Annotated in this window: 19 protein-coding genes and 1 rRNA gene; 6 read left to right on the top strand and 14 right to left on the bottom strand. The window is 43.2% G+C overall.

What is annotated here, in order from left to right:
* Nucleotides 1–39 precede the first annotated feature (39 nt).
* The 5 genes from fucI (at nt 40) to BACFIN_RS11900 (ending at nt 6052) form a co-directional block, all read left to right on the top strand.
* Nucleotides 40–1815: an L-fucose isomerase gene (fucI, locus tag BACFIN_RS11880; protein WP_007752014.1), complete on the top strand. Its 1776-nt coding sequence runs from the start codon at nt 40–42 to the stop codon at nt 1813–1815.
* Between the two features lie 16 nt (nt 1816–1831).
* Complete coding sequence (locus BACFIN_RS11885) at nt 1832–2470, top strand: class II aldolase/adducin family protein (RefSeq protein WP_022275243.1); 639 nt, start codon at nt 1832–1834, stop codon at nt 2468–2470.
* 18 nt (nt 2471–2488) lie between these two features.
* Nucleotides 2489–3919, top strand: a complete 1431-nt coding sequence (locus BACFIN_RS11890) for a rhamnulokinase (protein ID WP_007752010.1) — start codon at nt 2489–2491, stop codon at nt 3917–3919.
* Nucleotides 3920–3932: 13 nt separating this feature from the next.
* Complete coding sequence (gene fucP / locus BACFIN_RS11895) at nt 3933–5249, top strand: L-fucose:H+ symporter permease (RefSeq protein ID WP_032839525.1); 1317 nt, start codon at nt 3933–3935, stop codon at nt 5247–5249.
* 110 nt (nt 5250–5359) lie between these two features.
* Entirely contained in the window at nt 5360–6052 is a 693-nt protein-coding gene (locus tag BACFIN_RS11900) for a DNA alkylation repair protein (RefSeq protein WP_007752007.1), read from the top strand.
* An 18-nt stretch (nt 6053–6070) separates the two neighbouring features.
* Here the strand turns inward: BACFIN_RS11900 and BACFIN_RS11905 are convergent, their stop codons facing one another.
* Genes BACFIN_RS11905 through potA form a run of 4 tightly spaced genes read right to left on the bottom strand, consistent with a single transcriptional unit; the run spans nt 6071 to nt 10426 of the window.
* Complete coding sequence (locus BACFIN_RS11905; protein ID WP_032839524.1) at nt 6071–7402, bottom strand: ABC transporter substrate-binding protein; 1332 nt, start codon at nt 7400–7402, stop codon at nt 6071–6073.
* A gap of 32 nt (nt 7403–7434) precedes the next feature.
* Nucleotides 7435–8229 (bottom strand): ABC transporter permease, encoded by a 795-nt coding sequence (locus BACFIN_RS11910; protein WP_007752003.1) that lies wholly within the window; start codon nt 8227–8229, stop codon nt 7435–7437.
* Nucleotides 8223–9023, bottom strand: a complete 801-nt coding sequence (locus BACFIN_RS11915; RefSeq protein ID WP_032839504.1) for an ABC transporter permease — start codon at nt 9021–9023, stop codon at nt 8223–8225. The genes BACFIN_RS11910 and BACFIN_RS11915 overlap by 7 nt, the downstream gene beginning before the upstream one ends.
* Nucleotides 9024–9034: 11 nt before the next feature.
* Nucleotides 9035–10426, bottom strand: coding sequence for a polyamine ABC transporter ATP-binding protein (gene potA, locus BACFIN_RS11920; RefSeq protein ID WP_007751998.1), 1392 nt, complete (start codon nt 10424–10426; stop codon nt 9035–9037).
* A 138-nt stretch (nt 10427–10564) separates the two neighbouring features.
* On the opposite strand from potA, the gene BACFIN_RS11925 reads away from it, so the two are divergent.
* Nucleotides 10565–11668 (top strand): TlpA disulfide reductase family protein, encoded by a 1104-nt coding sequence (locus tag BACFIN_RS11925; protein ID WP_007751995.1) that lies wholly within the window; start codon nt 10565–10567, stop codon nt 11666–11668.
* A gap of 152 nt (nt 11669–11820) precedes the next feature.
* On the opposite strand, the gene BACFIN_RS11930 is transcribed toward BACFIN_RS11925, so the two are convergent.
* The 10 genes from BACFIN_RS11930 to rrf form a co-directional block, all read right to left on the bottom strand.
* Nucleotides 11821–14385: a glycosyltransferase family 1 protein gene (locus BACFIN_RS11930; protein WP_007751977.1), complete on the bottom strand. Its 2565-nt coding sequence runs from the start codon at nt 14383–14385 to the stop codon at nt 11821–11823.
* Nucleotides 14386–14423: 38 nt separating this feature from the next.
* Nucleotides 14424–16085, bottom strand: coding sequence for a glycogen/starch synthase (locus BACFIN_RS11935; RefSeq protein WP_032839503.1), 1662 nt, complete (start codon nt 16083–16085; stop codon nt 14424–14426).
* A 204-nt stretch (nt 16086–16289) separates the two neighbouring features.
* Nucleotides 16290–16751, bottom strand: coding sequence for a V-type ATP synthase subunit K (locus BACFIN_RS11940; protein ID WP_005675599.1), 462 nt, complete (start codon nt 16749–16751; stop codon nt 16290–16292).
* 44 nt (nt 16752–16795) lie between these two features.
* The gene (locus BACFIN_RS11945; protein WP_007751972.1) at nt 16796–18613 is read right to left on the bottom strand and encodes a V-type ATP synthase subunit I; all 1818 of its coding nucleotides are present in this window, start codon (nt 18611–18613) and stop codon (nt 16796–16798) included.
* Nucleotides 18610–19215 carry a V-type ATP synthase subunit D gene (locus BACFIN_RS11950; protein ID WP_007751971.1) on the bottom strand — a complete coding sequence of 202 codons (606 nt, stop codon included), beginning with the start codon at nt 19213–19215 and terminating at the stop codon, nt 18610–18612. Before BACFIN_RS11950 ends, BACFIN_RS11945 begins: the two co-directional genes overlap by 4 nt.
* 43 nt (nt 19216–19258) lie before the next feature.
* The gene (locus BACFIN_RS11955) at nt 19259–20584 is read right to left on the bottom strand and encodes a V-type ATP synthase subunit B (RefSeq protein ID WP_007751966.1); all 1326 of its coding nucleotides are present in this window, start codon (nt 20582–20584) and stop codon (nt 19259–19261) included.
* Between the two features lie 30 nt (nt 20585–20614).
* Entirely contained in the window at nt 20615–22375 is a 1761-nt protein-coding gene (locus BACFIN_RS11960) for a V-type ATP synthase subunit A (protein WP_007751965.1), read from the bottom strand.
* Nucleotides 22376–22392: 17 nt separating this feature from the next.
* Entirely contained in the window at nt 22393–23235 is an 843-nt protein-coding gene (locus tag BACFIN_RS11965; RefSeq protein ID WP_007751958.1) for a DUF2764 domain-containing protein, read from the bottom strand.
* A gap of 11 nt (nt 23236–23246) precedes the next feature.
* On the bottom strand, nt 23247–23837 hold the full coding sequence (locus tag BACFIN_RS11970; RefSeq protein ID WP_007751954.1) for a V-type ATP synthase subunit E family protein: 591 nt from the start codon (nt 23835–23837) through the stop codon (nt 23247–23249).
* 346 nt (nt 23838–24183) lie between these two features.
* Nucleotides 24184–24285, bottom strand: a 5S ribosomal RNA gene (rrf, locus tag BACFIN_RS11975); the annotation flags it as partial.

Genomic DNA, 24285 nt, shown 5'->3' with positions numbered 1-24285 from the left:
TTCAGCACAGAGTTCAATTAACCATATAATATAAAAAACATGAAAAAGTATCCGAAAATCGGGATTCGTCCCACCATCGACGGTCGCCAGGGTGGCGTTCGTGAAAGCCTTGAAGAAAAGACAATGAATTTGGCTAAAGCCGTAGCCGAATTAATCAGCAGCAATTTGAAAAACGGTGACGGAAGTCCCGTAGAATGCGTGATTGCCGACAGTACCATCGGCCGCGTAGCCGAAAGTGCAGCTTGTGCAGAGAAGTTCGAAAGAGAAGGTGTAGGTTCCACTATCACTGTAACTTCTTGTTGGTGTTATGGTGCGGAAACAATGGATATGAACCCGTATTACCCGAAAGCAGTCTGGGGATTCAATGGAACAGAACGTCCGGGTGCTGTATATCTGGCAGCAGTATTGGCAGGACATGCACAAAAAGGACTTCCCGCATTCGGAATCTACGGACATGATGTTCAAGATCTGGACGACAACACAATTCCCGAAGATGTAGCGGAAAAGATTCTTCGCTTTGCACGCGCCGCACAGGCAGTAGCCACCATGAGAGGCAAGTCTTATCTGTCAATGGGGAGCGTATCTATGGGTATTGCCGGCTCTATCGTCAATCCTGATTTCTTCCAGGAATATTTGGGTATGCGCAATGAATCTATCGACCTGACAGAGATTATCCGCCGCATGGAAGAGGGTATCTACGACCACGAAGAATACGCCAAAGCAATGGCATGGACTGAAAAGTATTGCAAGGTAAACGAAGGTGATGACTTCAAGAACCGTCCCGAAAAACGTAAAACCCGCGAGCAGAAAGACGCAGACTGGGAATTTATCGTAAAGATGATGATTATCATGCGTGACTTGATGACCGGAAACCCGAAACTTAAAGAGATGGGATTCAAGGAAGAAGCTTTGGGACATAACGCTATCGCAGCCGGCTTCCAGGGACAACGCCAATGGACTGACTTCTATCCGAACGGTGACTATCCGGAAGCCTTACTCAATACTTCCTTCGATTGGAACGGTATCCGTGAAGCATTTGTAGTAGCTACTGAAAATGATGCCTGCAACGGTGTAGCTATGCTGTTCGGTCACTTGCTGACTAATCGCGCTCAAATATTCTCAGATGTGCGTACTTATTGGAGTCCCGAAGCCGTGAAACGTGTGACCGGCAAAGAATTGAGTGGTCTGGCAGCAAACGGTATTATCCATCTTATCAATTCCGGTGCCACTACGCTCGACGGTTCCGGTCAATCGGTAGACGCGGAAGGCAATCCGGTGATGAAAGAGCCGTGGAATCTGACTGATGCAGATGTAGAAAACTGCCTGAAGGCAACAACTTGGTATCCGGCGGACCGTGACTATTTCCGTGGAGGCGGTTTCTCATCCAACTTCCTGTCAAAAGGTGGAATGCCTGTCACTATGATGCGTCTGAACCTGGTCAAAGGTCTTGGTCCTGTCCTGCAAATCGCAGAAGGATGGACAGTTGAGATTGACCCGGAAATTCACCAGAAACTCAATATGCGTACCGACCCCACATGGCCTACTACTTGGTTTGTTCCCCGCCTGTGCGATAAACCGGCTTTCAAAGATGTATATTCAGTAATGAACAATTGGGGAGCCAATCACGGAGCTATCAGTTACGGACACATCGGACAGGACTTAATCACTCTTGCCTCTATGCTCCGCATCCCTGTATGTATGCACAACGTAGAAGAAGACCAGATCTTCCGCCCAGCCGCATGGAACGCTTTCGGTATGGACAAAGAGGGTGCAGACTACAGAGCTTGTACAACTTACGGTCCTATTTATAAATAAGATTAAAACGCAGATTATGATTACCAACGAACATATTGAACAGTTTCTATCACAGGCACATCGCTATGGAGCTGCCAAGCTGATGTTATGCAGTAGCGGCAATCTCTCTTGGCGAATTGGTGAAGAAGCATTGATTTCAGGTACGGGGTCTTGGGTACCGACTTTATATAAGGAGAAAGTTTCCATCTGCAATATTGCCAGTGGCACTCCTACCAATGGAGTAAAACCGTCAATGGAAAGTACCTTCCATCTGGGCATTCTTCGCGAACGCCCGGATGTAAATGTAGTCCTCCATTTTCAGTCGGAATATGCAACGGCCGTTTCCTGCATGAAAAACAAGCCGACCAACTTCAATGTAACGGCAGAAATTCCTTGCCATGTAGGTTCGGAAATACCGGTGATTCCCTATTACCGTCCCGGTTCGCCGGAACTGGCCAAAGCAGTGGTAGAAGCCATGTTGAATCATAATTCCGTGTTGTTGACCAATCACGGGCAAGTAGTATGCGGAAAAGATTTCGATCAAGTATATGAACGGGCTACTTTCTTTGAAATGGCTTGCCGTATCATTGTCCAATCCGGTGGAGACTACTCAGTACTGACTCCGGCGGAGATAGAAGATCTGGAAATCTACGTATTGGGAAAGAAAACAAAATAGTATCCGGAAACACATACCATGAAAGATACGCATAGAAACACTTATTTAGCAGCAGACTTTGGAGGAGGAAGCGGGCGTATTATCGCCGGCTCTCTTCTCCACGGTAAGCTGGAATTGGAGGAAGTTCACCGCTTCCCCAATCGTCAGGTTAAACTCGGTAATCATGTTTATTGGGATTTTCCCGCCTTGTTTGAGGATATGAAGACCGGATTAAAACAGGCCGCACAAAGAGGGTATGACGTTAAAGGAATCGGGATCGATACTTGGGGAGTCGACTTCGGGCTTATTGACAAGGATGGTAATCTACTAGGAAACCCAGTTTGTTACCGGGATGCACGAACGGATAGAATGCCGACAGAAGTGTTCAAGTTCTTAAACGAACAGCAACACTATGCCGATACCGGTATACAAGTAATGGCGATCAATACGTTATTCCAGCTTTACAGCATGAAAAAAAGTAAGGATGCGCAATTAGACGCAGCCCAACGGCTTTTATTCATGCCCGACCTTTTCAGCTACTTTCTGACAGGAATAGCCAACAATGAATATTGCATTGCCTCTACATCCGAACTACTCGATGCACGGCAACGAACATGGTCTTTATCTACCATTCGTACACTCGGACTTCCCGAACACTTGTTCGGCGAAATCATCTATCCGGGTACTATCAGAGGAACTTTAAAAGAGGATATTGCCCAAGAAACAGGCTTAGGATCTGTAGACGTAATTGCAGTAGGTTCACACGATACGGCTAGCGCTGTTGCCGCAGTTCCCGCTACGGAATCTCCTATCGCATTTCTAAGTTCCGGCACTTGGTCGCTGTTGGGAGTAGAAGTAGACGAACCGATACTTACAGAGGAAGCGCGGCTGGCTCAGTTTACGAATGAAGGTGGCGTGGGAGGCCGTATCCGGTTTCTGCAAAATATCACAGGTTTATGGATTCTGCAACGTCTGATGAGTGAATGGAAAACACGTGGCGAAGAACAGAGCTATGACACGCTCATTCCACAAGCTGCCGAAGCAACGATTGCTTCCATCATCCCTGTAGATGATGCACTATTCATGAATCCGGTAAATATGGAAAACGCTCTTATGGATTACTGCCGACAACACGACCTTCCGGTTCCACAGAACAAAGCGGAAATGGTGAAATGCGTGCTCCAATCCTTAGCTTTCAAATATAAGCAAGCGGTGGAAAAACTCAACCGTTGTCTTCCTTCTTCAATTCGCCAACTCAACATTATCGGTGGAGGATCACAAAATAAATTACTCAATCAGTTGACAGCCGATACACTTGGCATTCCCGTATATGCCGGTCCGGTAGAAGCTACCGCAATAGGAAATATCCTGACGCAAGCAATGGCAAAAGGAGAGATATCCGATCTTCACGAACTGCGAGAGATTGTAAGACATAGCATAACACCACAAGTTTATCATCCTAAAAAATAGAATTATAATGACCATGAAACACACTAAACAGTCCATCATCTCAAAAGATGGCGTCAGTTATCTTATTCCCTTTATTCTCATTACCTCGTGTTTTGCGTTATGGGGATTCGCAAACGACATTACCAATCCGATGGTAAAGGCATTCTCCAAAATCTTCCGAATGAGCGCTACTGATGGTGCACTTGTACAAGTAGCTTTTTATGGAGGATATTTCGCAATGGCTTTTCCTGCCGCAATATTTATCCGCAAATACTCCTACAAAGCAGGTGTATTGCTAGGACTCGGAATGTACGCTTTCGGAGCATTCTTATTTTTCCCCGCTAAAATGACAGGGGAATATTATCCGTTCCTAATCGCCTACTTCATTCTGACTTGCGGACTTTCTTTCCTGGAAACAAGTTGTAATCCTTACATCCTTTCTATGGGAACTGAAGAAACAGCTACACGACGTTTGAATCTTGCCCAGTCTTTTAATCCGATGGGATCCCTTTTGGGAATGTACGTAGCAATGCAGTTTATCCAGGCAAAATTACACCCGATGTGTACCGAAGAACGGGTACTGCTCAATGATAGTGAGTTTCAAGCTATCAAAGAAAGCGACCTTACTGTTTTGATTGCCCCCTACCTTATTATCGGTCTGATTATCTTGGCTATGCTCATCGTCATACGGCTTGTTAAAATGCCTAAGAATGGAGATCAAAACCACAAAATAGACTTCTTCCCTACCCTCAAACGTATTTTCATGGAAACACGTTATCGTGAAGGTGTAATTGCACAGTTCTTCTATGTAGGCGCACAGATTATGTGCTGGACATTTATCATTCAATACGGAACACATCTGTTCATGTCACCGGATTTCGGCATGGATGAAAAAAGCGCAGAAGTACTTTCCCAGCAATACAACATCATAGCAATGGTCATTTTCTGTGTCAGCCGTTTTATCTGCACTTTTATCCTGCGTTATCTCAATGCCGGAAAATTATTGATGATTCTTGCTATCTTCGGAGGTCTTTTCACATTGGGCACCATCTTCCTTCAAAACATTTTCGGACTCTACTGTCTGGTAGCAGTTTCCGCCTGTATGTCACTGATGTTCCCAACCATTTACGGTATTGCCTTGAAAGGTATGGGAGACGACGCCAAATTCGGGGCAGCCGGTCTTATCATGGCTATTTTGGGAGGTTCCGTCCTGCCTCCGTTACAGGCATGCATTATTGACATGAAGGAAATCGGTTGGCTTCCGGCTGTCAATGTTTCATTCATTCTGCCATTTATCTGTTTCCTTGTGATTATCGGATACGGATATCGCACAGTGAAAAGAAACTGGTAAAATAAAGATAAATATCGACCTTTTACTTTGAAAGCAAAAAAAAGAGTATGCCTCTTTCGGAAGACATACTCTTTTTTTATACTTTTGTGAAATAACCATGTTATGTAAAAATGACTATAACGGAAAACATTCGAAAAGAGTTACAGACTTTAGTAGATTCCAAGTATCAGGAATTCCATTCTGCCCTAGTTCCCGGGACGGAAAATATTCTAGGTGTACGCATTCCACAACTGAGAGTAATGGCTAAAGAAATAGCCAAAAGAGATGATTGGCGTATATTCATCGAGGCAACCGATACCAAGTTTTATGAAGAAGCTATGCTTCAAGGAATGGTTATCGGACGATCTAAAACGGCACTTGACGAACAAATGAAATACGTAAAGAGATTTGTTCCCCGCATCGATAATTGGGCAGTTTGTGACATATTTTGCAGCGAGCTGAAGACTGCCGTAAAAAAAGGAAAAGAAACAGTATGGCAATTTATACAGCCTTATTTAAAATCCCCCCAAGAATTCGAGTTACGTTTCGGAATTGTAATGCTTTTCCATTATATAGATGAAGAACATATTGACCTACTGTTGAAATACACCGACTCATTCTGCCATGACGCTTATTATGCACGTATGGCTATGGCTTGGATGATATCAATCTGTTTCGTTAAATTCCCCGAAAAGACAATGGAATATCTGAAACATAGTAAGCTGGATAACTGGACCTATAATAAATCATTACAGAAAACGATCGAATCTCTCCGCGTAGATAAAAGAACTAAAGATGTTCTTCGAAGTATGAAAAGGCGTTAATCTGCGTTTTGTTATTCATTATGACCTCTTTATCTTTTTCCTTCTACTTCTGCGTCTCTGCTGCTTACGGCGACTGTAACGTTGCCATCTCTTATAAATCATCCAACCACTCATCAAGGCAACGACAACAAAAATAAGGATAGTGATACCGACTCCCAGATTATCTCCTTTGATACGCGACCAAATATCAAGAACTTCTTTTGTCTTATCACCAAAATCACGAATCATGGCACAACGTTCCACTACTTTGCGATCCGGATATTGTATCTTATCAATCTGTATACTATCGGCATCCGGCCCAAAGAAATAACTCAAGTCGGAAAAATATGTGAGAGTGGTGTCTTGCTTTTCTTCCAAAATCTCAGGAGTAGCAACCGAACTTACATAGCCGCAGAAATCCATATTGCGCAAAGCAATGTCCGGACGGCACATGAAGTTAATAAAATAACTGGCTGCTTTCGGATTCTTCGCATATTTAGGAATCACCCAACCATCGTACCATATATTACTCCCCTCTTCAGGAACCACATAATCCAAGTCCACTCCTACCGCATTGGCTTCCTCAATTGCCCATATCGCATCACCACTCCACGTCATATTCAGCCAAGCTTTGTTTTTTGTCATCATTTCCTTGCCAAAGTCCGCTTCCCAGCCGACAATATTCGGTTTCAACTCTTTCAGATATTTCTCCGCCAACTCCATCGCACGCGGAGAGTAATCGTTCATCAGTTCCTCCACCGTCACCGTTCCTTCTTCCAACTCTTTCGCATGGGCATAAATGATAGCAGTACCGTATGCATCACGATAACTATCTTTCATCAGTATTTTTCCGGCATACTTCCTATTCCAAAGACACTCCCATGAGGTTGCGACCGAATCGGGAATATATGCACGGTTATACAGGATTCCTGCTGTTCCCCACATATAACATACCGCATAACGGCTCGCTTCCTCTCCCGGTTGGCTCAGCTTATTGATTTGCTCACGGATAAATGGAGCTACATTCTGCATATAATTAGGAGAATGGGCAAAATTCGTATCAATGGGCAAAAGCAAATGTTTCTTCAACATACGCTCAATAATATATTCCGAAGGGCATACCACATCGAAGTCCTCATGGCCTTTCTCTATCTTTGTCAACATGATTTCGTTGATGTCGAATGTCTGATAAACGATACGGATATTCTCCCCCGTCTGCTCCTTATAATACGCTTGAAAATCTTCGAGTACACTATCTCCGATATAATCCGCCCAATTATAAATCTTGAGAATCCGCTCACGGGGCTCGCCGGAATTGTAACACCCGGCCAAACTCAACACTAACAGGATAACAGGAATTATCTTTTTCATCTTATTTACGTAGTAGTACATTTAGTAATCCGTTAATCTTTTTTCTTCGCTTTCCCTGCCCGATAATTAATCGCAATAAGCAATGCCAGCACTACAACAAAAATAATGGCTGAAAGCGGGCGAAGTTCCGGTGTCAGCCCTCCTTTACGGGCATCGGCATAAATATAGGTAGAAAGCGTCTCCAATCCTTGATTGCCGATGGTAAATACAGTCACGGCAAAATCATCAATAGACAGAGTCAATGCCAGCATGAATCCACTAATCATCCCCGGACGAATCTCAGGAACAATCACTTTCCACAGGGCTTGCATAGGAGTAGCTCCCAAATCGAGGGCAGCCTCATAAATATTCGGGTTCATCTGTTTCAGACGAGGTAAAACGCTCAACACAACGTATGGTGTACAAAAAGTGATATGAGCAAGCACTACGGTAGTATATCCTTGCGTAATCCCCACTGAAACGAACAAAAGGAAAAGCGAAATACCGGTAATAATATCTCCATTCAGAATAGGAATACTATTCACAAAACCAATCGCCTTACGCGAACGGGATTTCATGTTAAAGATGCCGATAGCGGCCACACTCCCCAACAACGTAGAGGCGGTTGCAGCAAGCAGAGCGATAGTGATCGTATTAATCAAGGCATTCATCAAAGAGTGATGTGTGCCCGTAGTGAAAAGCGAGGTATAAAGCTTAGTGGAAAAGCCCGTCCAGTTGCCCAGTACTTTTGCTTCGGTAAATGAATAGATGACAATAATCACAATAGGAGAATAAAGCAACAACAGCAATATCCATAAATAAGCCTGAGCCAGTATCTTCTTTACCATAATCCTCCTCCTTCGTTAGCGTTATCTTTATCATCCGTACTGAACAAGGAAGTAGCTGCAATCAGCAACAGCATGATAAGCGAAAGCGCCGCCCCGTAGTTCCACATACTATTATTGATATTCTCCTGAATCGTTGTACCGAAAAGTTTGATATTGTTCATTGTCAACAGTTCGGCAATGGCAAAAGTCGAAATCGTCGGCATAAACACCATCATGATACCACTCATGACTCCCGGCATAGAAAGTGGAAGAACCGCTTTCAGAAAGACTTGCAGAGGATTGGCTCCCAAATCTTGCGCAGCCTCAATATAACTATGATCCATCTTCTGCAAAGTGTTGTAGATAGGATAAATCATGAAAGGGATAAAATTGTAGACCATACCGAATATCAATGCCCCCTCACCCAGCGGCACACTGAAAAAGTCGAATAAGGCAACAGTAGCTAACGTACGCACCAGGATATTTACCCACATCGGCAGGATAAACAGAACCACCATCGTTTTAGAACGGTTCAGTTTACTGTTACTCAATATCCAAGCTGCGGGATACCCTAACAAAATACAAACAATAGTAGTGATAATAGCAATACCGATAGAGTAGACAAAGGTATTGATAGCTTCGGGATGTTCGAAGAATTTCTGAAAGTTGGCGAGCGTCAAATGACCGTTATCATCAGTAAATGCATACACAACAATTAAGAACAACGGTATGACCACAAAGATCGCTGAAAAAATAATGTAAGGGAGAGTCCAACTCTTACGTGATGACAAAAACACTAAAAACCTCTTATTCACTTCCTTTCCTGTTAATCGGTTATTTTAACTACACGAATGGCATCCGGGGGGATAGTGATACCTACGCGGTCGCCATCGTCCCATACATCATTCGTATCTACAAACACATTCTCGTCCCAGTCGGACAACACAGTCAAATGATAATGATCTCCTTTATAAAGGATAAACTTCACCTCACCTGTCAACGCCCCGTCTTCCTCGTTATCCTGAAGAATCACTTTATCAAAGTCTACTTCCACCTTAACGTTTGTGTCAGGTTCTATGTTTTCCACCGGAGTACAATCAAAGCTACAGCCAAGAAATTCCACATGAGTAGCATCCAGCATTTTCCCTTCGAAAGTATTGCATACACGCTCTTTCTTCATGATATGAATATCAAACGGTTTTACCAGCAGCCCCACTTCCACTCCTACTTCAAAATGATGATAATCCTGCACAAGGAATTCATAACCACCACAAAGTACCGTCATTTCATAATGTACACCTTTGAATATGGAAGTCTCCACCACTCCGGTCAATTGTGCCATGTCGGATACAGGGAAAATATACAAGTCTTCGGGACGGATCACGACATCTACCGGAACATTCTCACCAAACCCCTCGTCTACACATTCGAACTCCGTACCACAGAAACGAACGAGTTTATCATGAATCATTGTACCATTCAAGATGTTACTTTCTCCGATAAAATCCGCCACAAACGAGTTGATAGGCTCATTATAAATATCGATCGGCGTACCTATCTGCTGAATCTTTCCTTCGCTCATCACAACAATCGTGTCGCTCAGCGTAAGCGCTTCTTCCTGGTCGTGAGTGACGTACACAAACGTAATTCCCAAAGATTTATGCATTTCCTTGAGCTCCATTTGCATATCCTTACGCATTTTCAGGTCAAGTGCCGCCAAAGGTTCATCCAAAAGTAATACTTCCGGCTCATTGACAATGGCACGGGCAATAGCGACACGTTGTTGCTGGCCACCGGAAAGAGAATCAACATCACGATATTCATAATCCGTCATCCCTACCATCTTCAAAGCTGCTTTCACTTTCTTCTGAATGGTCTGTTTCGGTGTTTTCTTCAGCTTCAAACCGAAAGCAATATTGTCATATACATTCAAATGCGGAAACAGGGCATATTTCTGAAACACCGTGTTCACCGGACGCTTATGGGGAGGAGTTTGTGTTATTTCCTTACCCGAAATTCGGATCTCGCCCTCTGAAGCTGTCTGGAAACCGGCTATGAGACGTAACAATGTGGTTTTTCCGCAACCGGAAGGTCCAAGTATCGTAACAAATTCGCCCTTCTTCACGTTCAGACTCACATCATCCAATGCCGTTTTCTCGCCAAAATACTTCGATACATGGCTCACCTCAATGATGGATTTATCTTCTTGCATATTCATACTAAAGTTTGGGTTGCAAAGGTACACATTTCTGCGGTTTTCACCTACGTGTTAATCTAATATAACAGTGTTTTTCGAGGCCAGATAGAAAAATAATCTATCTTTGCATAAATATTTATTCACTAATCTTACAAAAGCATGAAAAAATTAAGTCATTTAGTCATTGCAACGGTAGCCTTAGGTATGGTAGCTTGTACCGGTGGAAACAAAGTCGGCTATGTTGTTACAGGTACAGTAGAAGGTGCAGCCGATGGTGACACCGTTTATCTTCAAGAAGCTAATGGTAGAAATCTGATCAAACTCGATACAGCTGTGATCTCTAAGGGTACGTTTACTTTCGAAGGAACACAAGATTCGGTAGTAAGCCGTTATGTCACTTGCGAAGTAAACGGAGAACCGTTGATGATTGATTTCTTCCTCGAAAACGGAAAGATCAATATTGCCTTAAGCAAAAAAGATGACTCTGCTACCGGTACAGCCAACAATGACGCTTACCAGGAACTCAGAGGACAGATCAATGATATCAACAAAAAGATGAATGCCATCTATGAAGCAATGGGTGACACTACATTGAGTGACGAACAAAAAGAAGCGAAACAGAAAGAAGGCGCTCAATTGGAGGAACAATATGACAATGCCATCAAAGAAGCTGTAAAAAAGAATATTACTAACCCAGTAGGAGTATTCTTGTTCAAACAGACTTTCTACAACAATTCCACTGCCGAAAATACAGAATTGCTGGAACAAATCCCGGCTAATTTTCAGAACGATGAAGCAATCGTGAGAATAAAAGAGCTGACTGACAAGCAGAAAAAAACTGCCGTTGGTACGAAATTCATTGATTTCGAGATGAAGACTCCAGATGGAAAACCTGTAAAACTATCGGATTACGTAGGTAAAGGTAAAGTGGTATTGGTTGACTTCTGGGCAAGCTGGTGCGGTCCTTGCCGTCGTGAAATACCTAACCTGGTAGAGACTTATGCCAAATATAAAGGTAAAAACTTCGAAATCGTAGGTGTATCTCTCGACCAAGATGACGCTGCATGGAAAGATGCCATCAAAAAGCTGAACATGACTTGGCCGCAAATGTCCGACCTTAAATTCTGGCAGAGTGAAGGTGCACAACTTTATGCTGTAAACAGTATTCCTCACACTGTTTTGATTGACGGCGAAGGTACTATTATCGCACGTGGTCTCCATGGAGAAGAACTACAAGCCAAAATAGCAGAAGTTGTAAAATAAGTCACCGCTATTAATCTGTGGTGGAACAACTGTGTTGAAGCTCTTTGTAGCAAACAGAAAAAATTTAGCCCCTGCATCCTCAGAGATTGCAGGGGCTAATTTTTATATCTAAAGTAGCAGGGAGAATCCTCCCCCCTACCTTACATTTTCAATTAAACAAACCAGCGAACATAGCAGAAGTCCTGACGATGTGGAAGTTCCGGATTTTTGGGAAACATACGGTAAGACACCTTGAAGCTACCTGCATTCGACAGGCTATGTTTAACCTGGAATGTATACAAGTCGCCTTCTTTCTTTATCACATTAAACGGCTCTACCGAGTAAACATGTTGTTTACCGTCTGCAGTCGTATAAGTAGTAACCAATTCCAGTCCTACTGCATCATTCAGACCTTTTTCATCGATTACATAAGTGATTGTATATTCTTTTCCGCTTTCGATATCGCCTTTCTTCAGTTCTTCTACCTTATCGCAAGATACGATTTCGATAGAATCCCATTTAGCAACCACTTCCTCTTTCCATGCTGCGATTTCTTTCGCTTTCGCATTGTCATTGGCAGCCAAAGCGTGGAAACGTTTTGCTTGCTTGCAATAGAATTTGCTATAATAGTCATCCAATTGACGCTTCATTGTATAATGAGGAGCGATTTGTGCGATAGAATTCTTCACAACTTTAATCCAGCCTTCAGAATATCCCTTCTTGTTACGAGCATAATACAACGGCAGGATTTCCGTTTCAAGGATACTGTAAATAGTAGCAGCATCCAACTGGTCTTGATGTTCCTGATTCTGGTAAGTACGTTTTTCAGTCAACGCCCAACCTGCACCTTCACGGTAACCTTCCAGCCACCATCCGTCTAATACAGAGAAGTTAACAACACCATTCATCAAAGCTTTTTCACCGGATGTACCGGATGCTTCCAACGGACGAGTCGGAGTATTCAACCAGATATCAACTCCGGAAACCAAACGACGAGCCAACTGCATATCGTAGTTTTCGAGGAAGATAATCTTACCCAAAAATTCCGGACGGCGAGAGATCTCGATAATACGCTTAATCAAACCCTGTCCTGCTCCATCGTGCGGATGAGCCTTACCTGTAAACAGGAACTGAACCGGATAGTCAGGATTGTTCACAATCTTAGAAAGACGTTCCAAGTCGGTGAACAACAGATGCGCACGCTTGTAAGTAGCAAAACGACGACCGAAACCGATCAGCAATGCATTTGGATTGATTTTATCCATCAATGAAACGATACGCGAAGGATCTCCCTGATTCTTCAGCCAAGTATCGCGGAATGACTTACGGATGTAGTCAACCAACTTATTCTTCATGGTCATACGAGTCTGCCAGATCTCCTCATCAGGCACATTGTAGATAGCTTCCCAAATCTTAGGATTAGACTGGTCGAACCAGAAGTTTTCATTGAAATATTTAAAGTACAATTTCTTCCATTCCGTTGCGCTCCAAGTCGGGAAGTGAACACCATTCGTCACATATCCCACATGGCTTTCTTCCGGGAAGTAACCTTTCCAGATAGAAGAGAACATTTCCTGAGACACTTTGCCGTGCAGCCAGCTTACACCGTTCACCTCCTGAGAAGTATTGCAAGCAAAAACAGACATACAGAAACGTTCGCCCTTGTCACCGGCATTGTTACGTCCCAAATCCATCAGGTCGTCCCAAGTGATACCCATTTTAGCAGGATAACCACCCATATATTTGCCAAACAAACCTTCATCGAAATAGTCGTGACCGGCAGGAACCGGAGTGTGAACCGTATAAAGAGAAGAAGCACGAACCAACTCGATAGCTTGATTGAAAGTCAATCCGGTAGCTACATAATCACAGATGCGTTGAACATTGATCAGTGCAGCGTGTCCCTCGTTACAATGATAAATATCTTTCTTGATACCTAGTGCTTTCAAAGTCAGGATACCACCGATACCCAACAGGATTTCCTGTTTCAAACGGTTTTCCCAATCCCCACCATAGAGCTGGTGAGTGATAGGACGGTCGAACTCGCTGTTCATTTCATTATCCGTATCCAGCAGATACAGAGAGATACGTCCTACATTTACACGCCACACGTTAGCATGAACATAATAATCCAGATAAGGAACGTCTACTACCAATGGCTTGCCGTCTGCATCGAGCACACGGTCGATAGGAAGCTGTCCAAAGTTCTGTGCTTCATAATTAGCAATCTGCTGTCCATCCATAGACAAAGTTTGCGTAAAGTAACCGTAGCGATACAAGAAACCTACCGCACACAAATCAACATTGCTGTCGGAAGCTTCTTTCAGGTAGTCACCGGCCAATACACCCAGACCACCGGAATATATTTTCAGGACACTGCTCAGACCATATTCCATACTGAAATAGGCAACAGAAGGACGCTGGCTATCCGGCTTCACATCCATGTAGTCTCTAAATTTCGTATAAACTTCATTCATCCTTCTCAGAATCACCTTGTCTTTTGTCAAAGCTTCCAGCTTTTCATAGCTCATGCGTTCCAACAACAGCACAGGGTTCTGTCCACATTCTTTCCAAAGTTCCGGATCTAGATCTCTAAACAGTTCTGTCGCTTCAAAATTCCATGCCCACCAAATGTTGCGTGCAATTTCAGACAACTTCTCCAACTCTACCGGTATACGTGATTTCACAGTAACCTCTTTCCAGTTGGGAATATTCACATTACTAACTTTGATTTTCATAATGTTTTTTAATTAACTTATTGATAATAAATTTTCTCTTAACTAAGTTGACGCTTCATTGCATTGCGCAAAGCAATGTCATAAGCCTCATAATAATATTGTATAAAGTGTTTCCACAAAGCCTGTTCCGCTACTTCTGCGGCACGCTTGCGGATTTCCTTCACTTCTTTTTCTGTCTTATCGGCAAATAGTGTAATTGTATCTTTAATACCATCCGCCACTTCCGAATAATTATAGTCCGAACGGCGCAGCACCTCCACTCCATCGTTAATGCCTCGTTGGTTCTTCAGGCTATTTACCCAAAGTCCGAATCCGGCCAGATCTGTAGTGATTGTCGGCACATGGAATGCAACGCTTTCCAACGGAGTATACCCCCACGGTTCATAATAAGAAGCATATACGCTCAAATCCTGTCCGAGCAATATATCATAATAATCCTTATTCATGATACCGTCACGACCATCCAAGTAGCAAGGAACGAATATCACCTTCACTTTATCCTCCGGACGATTGCCCATTCCAAGATATTTCAGCATATCCAACACCTGGTCATGCGTCATGTTATGCAGCCAATGGGTAATGAACGGCACTTCAAGCGGAGTATCAAAACTCTTCTTACTTTTCAGACGTTCCTGCAAATCTTCACGCGGATCACCTACCCAACCGGGGACATTGATAAACGCCAGCACATTCTTATGCAAGTTCTTATCCCTGTTCAGGCGGTTCAACGATTCCAGAAATACGTCGATTCCCTTATTCTTAAACTCATATCTTCCACTGGTTCCCACAATTAACGTATCATCGCCCAGATTTGTTCCCAACAATTTGTTCGCTACATTCAACATCAAGGTACGCGCACGTTTACGCTTTCCGGTGAATGTACCTCCTTTCGGCACAAAGTCATCCTCGAAACCGTTCATAAGGATTACATCTGCCGGTTTATCCAGCAATTCCTTACATTCGTTGTTGGTAATTTCGCTTACTGTCGTAAAGCAATCCACATAATGCGCTGTCTGCTTTTCAATCGAATGCTTCGACTGCATATTCAGTTCCTGAGCCATCTGGTCACCATTGTAAGCAAATAGATAATCATACAACGGTTTGTTGTTACCAGCAATTGAACGGCCGATAGAAGTAGCGTGGGTTGTAAAAATAGTAGCCACCTCAGGCACAGCTTCCTGTACATAAAGCGCTCCCATTCCGGTCATCCATTCGTGAGCCTGGTATACCACCTTATCCGTCTCTGTCAAGTTATAACGATAGAAACTCTCTACCACTTTTCCCGCAGCGTACGAAAACATGGAAGCTTCGTCATAATCGCCATAAGCGTGCAACGAATCTACTTGATAACGATTCCACATTTCAGTGTATATATCGTTCTTTTTCTCAAAAAAAGGTTGGAAATCAACAAGAATGACTATGGGTTCACCGGGGATATTCCATCGTCCGACACGAACAGAAAGTTCATCTTTCTCAAGCGCATGCTTCTTCCAAGCAGCACACAGATTATCCGACTCGATGAACAGAGGGTTTTCCTTTCCTTGCCACACATCGGGACCTATGAAAAAAATTCTGTCACGAAACTTTTCCTGCAATGTATTTGCCCGGGTCGACAAGACCGTATATATCCCTCCTACTTTATTACATACTTCCCAGCTGGACTCGAAGATATAATCGGGGGTTAATAAATCTTTTACCATATAATATATTAAAACTCTTTTTAGTATGCGGGTACAAAAGTACACATTATTCTTTGAAAAATAATACTTTATGCAAAAAAGATGAGTTAAGAAGAAGAAAGAAAGAACCTCATCCAGTAAAAAAAGAATATCCCCCTGCATATGCAAAGCTCCATATACAGGGGGATTGAATGTTTTTTATTAGGAATATTCCTGCAGAAAAAATTATGCTAATGCACTACCGATCAAGAAGGTTGCAGCTAGAGCAACGATAGCATAAAGTTCCGGGAATACAGCAAGAATCAATGTGTTGCTAAATACATTGTGTCCCTGACCGATAGCAGCGATACCGTTTGCACAAACCTGTCCTTGACGGATAGCCGAGAACAAAGCCACCAAGCCTAAAGCAATACCTGCACCCAAAACGGCAGACGCCTGAATAGCTGTAATCTCAGGAGTTAAAATACCAAAAATAGTTTGGAACATAAAATAACCGGCAAAACCGTAAAGTCCCTGTGTGCCCGGAAGGGCTGTCAATACAAGGAAGTTACCGAATGCACTGTCGTTCTTTTTCAATGCTCCGATAGCAGCGTTACCTGCAATAGTTACTCCGTAAGCACTACCAATGCCCGACAAACCAACCATAACCGCGATGCCAATATAGGCAATAAACAAATTCATTTCCATAATCTTATTCTATTTTTATTGTTTAATTCTTAAAATATTAATTTTTAGTTTTTAAAAGGTTTGTACTCTTTACCGCCTCCTTCGTATCCGGAATTCTTGAAAAACTCGACAAACGTCAGACGCATCGGGTGAACCATTGCACCGAGTACATTCATAAAGATATTGATGGCATGACCGATAACGAATATCAGTACCATCACGATAGGACCTGCTATTACATTATCCGGACTCATACCTACTGCCAGACTGTTGAACACTCCTGCCAGAATACCTCCGGAAAGTCCGAGAGCAAACAGACGGACGTATGACAGGACATCACCCAACAAACCGGTAGCCATATTGTACGAATCCCACAACCCCAGTCCGATATTCAGGAAAATGTTCTTTCCCGGACTGTTGTAAAGGAAGATCATAGCAGCCGAAATTCCCAGAATGATAAGGTGCACTGTGCCTCCCATCGGCATTACTTCCGGTAACAGAGCCGAAACAGCCATCGAAACCAACAAAATAATCCATCCTATTGTCGCCACCGCATATTTGAAGCCAAACTGAATCGTCTGATTTACCGCTTTCAGCACCATGCCGAACAAAATCTGGATAGCACCCAAAATCAACGACAACTGGAACATATCATTGTTATCCATCAGAACAGCGTGTTTCAAACGTTGAACGATAGGCCAGTCCAGATCGTAAATATTCGCTCCGAAGAACGTACCCGTCAGCAAACCGCAGAAGAAGGTCGAAACAGCCAATACTTGTATCAATGACAAGATTGATTTTGTAGACGGAGTCAGTTTCTTCGCTATCAACCGATATGCCGTAGCTCCCAAGAACAGAAATAAACCATATCCCGAATCTCCTAGACAAAGTCCAAAGAAAATCATAAAGAACGGAGCAAAGAACGGTGTCAAGTCCAGCTCATTATATTTCGGAAGCATATACAATTTACAAATCGGTTCAAACCAGGCAAAGAATCCTTTGTTGTTCAATCGGATAGGAACATTATCGCCCGGAACCGGATCAGTAATTTCATAATACACATGTGCGTCATTCAGGTAAGCCTCGATTTCCACTTGACTGAATGCAGGAGCCCATCCTTCAATCAACATCAGTTTATCACCGGCGGCCTGTTCGGAACTCAGCACGACTTTAGAGAATTCAATCTGTCCCTGCAATTCTTTCAAGGCAGCCTTCAAAGAAGGAATTTCCGTCTCAGACAATGCAACGAGCTTCTTCTCATTCTCTTCGATCGCCTGTTCCGTCGTATCATACATCGTTTCAAGGCGTGCCAAAGAGTATGCTGGAAGTTTTGCCTGCTCCACATCCAAGTCCACCTCCTGTCCGGCTTTCGTTACCGTGACAAAGAATACTTTGGAAGAAATACGGTTCACAATCATCGCATTGTATTCCGTCTCCCACTCTTCTTTGTAGTTTCCTTCCGAGCAGCTATAAAAACCGATCACATAACCAACATCTTTCAATTTCTGAATATCTGTCGGCTCAAAGTTTCCCCACGCTTCCAACGCTTCTTTTTCTTTCGCATAGCTTTGTAGCTGTTGAGACAACTTCCCGTGTTCCGTTTGCAAAGTATCCACTTCATCCAACACTTGCATCCCGCGTCCGGCTGTTCCACCTTCCGTTGCAATCACGGCATTCTTCTCATGCTTCTGATTCTGGAGCAACTTCATTGTAGCTGCCAAGCGGTTGGAAAGACGGATATTCTCCTGCAGTTCCGTGTTATCGGCAACCCCTTGCTGTTTTTCCACAATGTGGACTACACCAAGTTCACGCAGACTGTTCAGAAAATCTTCGTACTCCTTGTGATAAACCAGGAATGTGAGTTTCTTCATTTTCGTAATCATGCCTCTACCTCCTTCCTTTTTTCCTGATGGGACTTCATGATCTTTTGCGAAGACTTCGACAGATTCTCTTCATCTTCCATAAATCGCTTGATCTTTCGCAATGCATCCTGATAGCCCGGTATCTGTACCTTCTCAAAAAGATTCACTTTCTGAGTGGTCTTTTTCCTTGCATGTTCTAACAAATTCAGCTTGGCGAGCATAAATTCACGTTCAATGGCCGTATGTGCAAGCTCTTCCAACAAGTGTATACCGTCGGCATACCATTTGGGAGCGTTAAACATACTGTACGGACGTATCTCGAACTCTACATTTTCGAGCAACGGCACGCGCACACCCGCAATTTTCTTCACGCCAAGATGAACATCATTCACCTTTATTAATGAAGCATCAAACTCATTCCAAAGGGCGAACATGGCTTCATAGGCTTGAATCTGTTCTTCGAGCCTATCCTCCAGATCGGCAGCTTCCGTTTTACAGCGTTTCACTTCCATGCGGAGGGCGCTTTCCTTATTCTTGATGATAGGAAGCGTGCGCACCCGCACTTTCAGTTGCTTTTCGAGCTGCTGAAGAGAGGTCTTGTTATATTGAAACTTTATAGCCACGTTGTCAATTACTAATTATAAATTATTAATTACAAGTTTATTATTATTCGCCTTTTGGCCAGTATTGATCCACCAAGTCTTTCTTGATATTTACTTCTTCCGGACGGAAGTACTTACCAAACAAGCCCCAAGCCACATCCAGCATTTCAGTAGTATCCAGATTGACATCGATAGCCAACAACTGATTGGAATAATCTTTTGCAAAAGCCAGCGTACGCTCGTCGTAGTTCGTCAAGTCGAAACCGTTTTCCATCTTTGTCTTAGCGTTAGCAGCGTCGGCATACAGACGTACAGCGGCATTCATCACCTGTGGATGGTCTTTACGCGTCTTTTTTCCGGTAACCAACTGTTTCAAACGAGACAATGAACGGAACGGGTCAACAATAACCTTACCGATATCACTATCACGACGCAAGAACAACTGACCTTCGGTGATGTAACCCGTATTATCAGGTACAGCGTGTGTAATATCTCCACCGGACAACGTAGTCACTGCGATAATAGTAATTGAACCACCGGAAGGGAACTGCACCGCTTTTTCGTAAATCTTTGCCAAATCCGAATAAAGCGAACCCGGCATAGAGTCTTTCGAAGGAATCTGATCCATACGGTTGGATACGATAGCCAACGCATCGGCGTAACTGGTCATATCCGTCAACAGTACCAAGACTTTCTCATTATTGTTTACAGCGAAATACTCGGCTGCAGTCAATGCCATATCCGGAATCAACAGACGTTCCACCGGAGGATTCTCGGTCGTATTCATAAAACTCACGATACGATCGAGCGCACCGGCATTAGAGAACACATTCTTAAAGTACAGGTAGTCATCATTCGTCATACCCATACCGCCGAGAATAATCTTATCCGTTTCGGCACGCAACGCCACGTTTGCCATAACCTGGTTGAAAGGCTGGTCCGGGTCGGCGAAGAACGGAATCTTCTGACCGGACACCAACGTATTGTTCAAATCGATACCGGCAATACCTGTTGCAATCAGTTCCGACGGCTGTTTACGTCGAACCGGATTCACAGAAGGTCCGCCAATCTCCACTTCCTGGCCTTCAATTTCCGGACCTCCGTCGATCGGATCACCGAAAGCATTGAAGAAACGTCCTGCCAACTGCTCACTTACTTTCAATGTCGGTGATTTTCCGAGAAACACTACTTCGGCATTGGTCGGAATACCTTCCGTACCCTCAAATACCTGCAAAGTGACATCGTCACCGGCAATCTTAACCACCTGCGCCAGTTTACCATCCACAGTGGCAAGCTCGTCATACCCTACTCCCGTCGCTTTCAGCGAACAGGTAGCTTTGGTAATCTGAGTAATCTTGGTATATATCTTTTGAAAAGCTTTTGTTGCCATCTTTGATAATTAAAAATTATAAATTTAAGATTATGAATTGATACTTCTTTCGGCAATCAGTTCTTTCAGTTGTTGCCGGAATCCTTCATACTGCTCAGACTTGAACTTAGAATAGTTCATCTGCTTACAGATATTAATCATCTTCTTGAAGTAATCCATTACTTCGTTGAAGTTATCAAATTCAAACTCCGTATGACAAATGTCAATTACCATGTTCAGAATATCTTCCTGACGTTCCATCGGAGTTACCGCATCAATTTCGTCGAATGCATCCTGCTGCAGAATAACAAAGTCGATCAATTCCGATTTCCAGAAAATAACGTGATATTCTACCGGTACACCATCGTCACCAAGAATATTGATCTGCTCGGCAATCTCTTTACCACGCTGCAAACGTGTTTTCAGTTCATTGACCTTACCAATCCATTCACCGTTGATGTGCTCTTTGATGTATGCTTCAAATTCCGGATATTCGATATATTTAGAATAAGAATCGATCGGATTCACAGCCGGATAACGTTTCTTATCGGCACGGTCCTGTTCCAAAGCATAGAAACAACGTGCTACTTTCTTCGTATTTTCAGTCACAGGCTCTTTCAAGTTACCACCGGCAGGAGATACCGTACCGATGAAAGTAATCGAACCTGTTTCGTCATTGTTCAGTTTCACATATCCCGCACGACCGTAGAAGTTGGAGATGATAGCCGAAATATCCATCGGGAAAGCATCCGGACCAGGCAACTCCTCCATACGGTTGGACATCTCACGCAGAGCCTGCGCCCAACGGGAAGTTGAGTCAGCCATCAACAGAACCTTCAGTCCCATTGAACGATAATATTCCGCCAGTGTCATTGCTGTATATACGGAAGCCTCGCGGGCAGCCACCGGCATATTGGAAGTATTAGCTATGATAATGGTACGTTCCATCAACTTACGTCCGGTATGCGGGTCAACCAGTTCCGGGAACTCCGTAAAGATTTCCACCACCTCATTGGCACGCTCACCACAAGCTGCAATAATTACGATATCCGCTTCCGCCTGTTTGGAAATGGCATGCTGAAGTACGGTCTTACCTGTACCGAAGGGTCCGGGAATAAAGCCTGTACCACCTTCCACAATCGGATTCAATGTATCGATTACACGTACCCCCGTCTCCAATAATTTGAAAGGACGCGGCTTTTCCTTATAGTTCGTCATGGCACGTTTCACCGGCCATCTCTGAATCATAGTAACAGGAATATCGTTTCCTTCCTCATCTGTCAAGACTGCAATCGTATCTTCTATCTTATAATCACCTTCCGGCATGATTGTTTTCACGGTAGCCGTTCCTTTCATCGTGAACGGAGCCATCATCTTCAACGGCTGAAAGTTCTCGTCCACCTGCCCCAGCCATGCGGAAGCCTGCACTTTATCACCTGCATTTACCAACGGTACGAAGTGCCATACACGCTCTTTATCCAATGGATATGTATATTGTCCTCTTTTCAGGAAAACGCCATCCATTTTGTCAAGGTCATTTTGCAGACCGTCGTAGTTTTTCGATAACATACCCGGACCTAACGTCACTTCGAGCATGTGTCCTGTAAATTCGGCTTCAGCACCCACTTTCAGTCCACGTGTACTTTCAAACACCTGGACATACACATGTGAACCTACAACCTTAATCACCTCCGCCATCAACTTATCGCCGCCGGTCGAGATATAACAAATCTCATTCTGAGCTACCGGTCCGTCAACGACGAGGGTCACCATGTTGGCAATAACGCCACTAACAGTTCCTTTTGTTGCCATATATTTTTAATAATTTATTATCTGAATTCTGCAGGAATCTGCACTTCGTTCTTTAGTGATTCGATGATACTCCTGAACAATTGATTTCCTCTTTCCTTATCCAATGAAATCCACCGTTCAATCATTTCCAGCTTTAACAAGAAAGCGAAAATACGTTCAATGGTGAAATAATCGAAGAAGGTAGCATCTTCCATCCAGTTCCACCGCAAAGTGTCGAGCTTCTTCTCACGTTCCACCAATTCTGTAATCTCACTGATTTTCACCAACGACTCAAAAACATCCACCTCACCGGACAGTCCGAAATCACGGGCGCTCGATGTACGTAATGCCTCGCATACCTCCGTGTTTCCTACAATATTGGAGGCAATATCCCACTTGAATTTACGACAGGTAAATGCAACAAGAATATTATTGATGTTGAGGTTGAATTCAAACCAGGCGGAAACAAATTTATTTCCACATCTCATAGCATATTCGTAATACAATGCAGCCAAATAATCTTCCTGCAATACCGTACTTTCAGCCGGTGTATTCAAATAATCAACGATAAATGTAGAAAGATAAGCCGGAAAATCTTTCGGACTGATTTCTCCGCCTTCCCTTAGAATAGAAATATATTCGATAAGTTCTCCGGCAGAGTAGTTTCCCCGTTTGTCTATTTCCGCTTCTTTATCTTTGAGAAGTTTCAACACATTAGCATTATCAAACTTCAGATAAAACAAGTCGATCAACCTCCGGTCTGAAGCAGACAATCCGTTGTAGATTTCAGTTTTAAAATCAGCTACTGTGTAGCTCAGTTTACTGTCTTCCAGCGAAAGCTCCGGCAAACCTGCTACTAAGTAATAGTACTTACTACTCATAGTCGCTTTTTTTAAAATAGCATTTCTACTAACTGGGGACGCAAGAAAGCTTTGAAGTAATTCATGAATTCTTCTTCTCCGAAGTTCACTTTATAAGAACCGTCCGCCGGAGAAACAGTGAATAAAGTCTTGATACCGTTCACCTGCTGTATAGTCACTCCCTTATCCAACAATGCTTTTGCGTGAGCTGCAAAATACTTTTTCAGTGATTCCGCATCGGCAGTGGAAATAACAATGGGTTCATCCACACTCCATTTTGAAGCCAATGCAACGATAAACGCATTCAGATAATCTTTATCCTGAGCGAAGTCCTTCACGGAAGCAGTTACTAACTTGTCAGTTACCATAGTAGCAACCTCAGATTTGAGTGCATTTACAGCCTGACCGGCAAACAGTTTTAACTCTGATTTTGTATTTTCCACCAATTCGTCAGCAGATTTACGAGAGGAATTAACGATTGATTCTGCCTCTTTGCGTGCATCCTCAATAATTTTTTTTGCTTCTTCCTGAGCATTCGCGATAAGTCTCTGCGCTTCTTCGTTTCCTTTTTCCACGCCTTCACGATAAATCTTATCGGTCAACTCTTGAATTTTGTTTTCCATATCAACAGGAGTATTTAGTATTATTACTATATTAATTGTGTACCTTTCTTAGATTCTCGCCAAATTTACAAAAATCAATTTGATAAAAAAGAGAAAGATGGAAAGAAAAAAGGTAACCTTGCAAAAAAATCACAGTTATATACCAATTTTATTCCATTTTTTCCCTTTTCGTATAACAAAATGACATTTATATTACTCAAACGAGAAAGCAAATATAGTGAATCTAAAAGAGAGATGAAAACAAACAAATACCGAAACGGACAAACGGGACACTCAAACGGATATATCAAAGATTAAAAAACACAGAAAGCCCCTTGACTCGTTGCTGAATCAAGGGGCTTCTTAAAAACGGCGGCTACCTACTCTCCCACTGTTACGCAGTACCATCGGCGTGACGAGGCTTAACTTCTCTGTTCGGAATGGGAAGAGGTGGAACCCTCGTGCTATA

The sequence above is a fragment of the Bacteroides finegoldii DSM 17565 genome (assembly GCF_000156195.1).
GTDB lineage: Bacteria > Bacteroidota > Bacteroidia > Bacteroidales > Bacteroidaceae > Bacteroides > Bacteroides finegoldii.
The sequence above is the reverse complement of the archived record's forward strand: the minus strand, read 5'-3'. Positions and strand labels throughout refer to the sequence as shown.

Bases quoted from the DNA above. Each gene is read 5' to 3' on its own strand.
- fucI (WP_007752014.1), top strand. From the start codon at position 40: ATGAAAAAGTATCCGAAAATCGGGATTCGTCCCACCATCGACGGTCGC.
- BACFIN_RS11905 (WP_032839524.1), bottom strand. From the start codon at position 7,402: ATGAAAAAGATAATTCCTGTTATCCTGTTAGTGTTGAGTTTGGCCGGG.
- fucP (WP_032839525.1), top strand. From the start codon at position 3,933: ATGAAACACACTAAACAGTCCATCATCTCAAAAGATGGCGTCAGTTAT.
- BACFIN_RS11930 (WP_007751977.1), bottom strand. From the start codon at position 14,385: ATGAAAATCAAAGTTAGTAATGTGAATATTCCCAACTGGAAAGAGGTT.
- BACFIN_RS11960 (WP_007751965.1), bottom strand. From the start codon at position 22,375: ATGGCAACAAAAGGAACTGTTAGTGGCGTTATTGCCAACATGGTGACC.
- BACFIN_RS11925 (WP_007751995.1), top strand. From the start codon at position 10,565: ATGAAAAAATTAAGTCATTTAGTCATTGCAACGGTAGCCTTAGGTATG.
- BACFIN_RS11940 (WP_005675599.1), bottom strand. From the start codon at position 16,751: ATGGAAATGAATTTGTTTATTGCCTATATTGGCATCGCGGTTATGGTT.
- BACFIN_RS11970 (WP_007751954.1), bottom strand. From the start codon at position 23,837: ATGGAAAACAAAATTCAAGAGTTGACCGATAAGATTTATCGTGAAGGC.
- BACFIN_RS11900 (WP_007752007.1), top strand. From the start codon at position 5,360: ATGACTATAACGGAAAACATTCGAAAAGAGTTACAGACTTTAGTAGAT.
- BACFIN_RS11910 (WP_007752003.1), bottom strand. From the start codon at position 8,229: ATGGTAAAGAAGATACTGGCTCAGGCTTATTTATGGATATTGCTGTTG.
- BACFIN_RS11945 (WP_007751972.1), bottom strand. From the start codon at position 18,613: ATGATTACGAAAATGAAGAAACTCACATTCCTGGTTTATCACAAGGAG.
- BACFIN_RS11935 (WP_032839503.1), bottom strand. From the start codon at position 16,085: ATGGTAAAAGATTTATTAACCCCCGATTATATCTTCGAGTCCAGCTGG.
- BACFIN_RS11890 (WP_007752010.1), top strand. From the start codon at position 2,489: ATGAAAGATACGCATAGAAACACTTATTTAGCAGCAGACTTTGGAGGA.
- BACFIN_RS11885 (WP_022275243.1), top strand. From the start codon at position 1,832: ATGATTACCAACGAACATATTGAACAGTTTCTATCACAGGCACATCGC.
- BACFIN_RS11965 (WP_007751958.1), bottom strand. From the start codon at position 23,235: ATGAGTAGTAAGTACTATTACTTAGTAGCAGGTTTGCCGGAGCTTTCG.
- BACFIN_RS11955 (WP_007751966.1), bottom strand. From the start codon at position 20,584: ATGGCAACAAAAGCTTTTCAAAAGATATATACCAAGATTACTCAGATT.
- potA (WP_007751998.1), bottom strand. From the start codon at position 10,426: ATGAATATGCAAGAAGATAAATCCATCATTGAGGTGAGCCATGTATCG.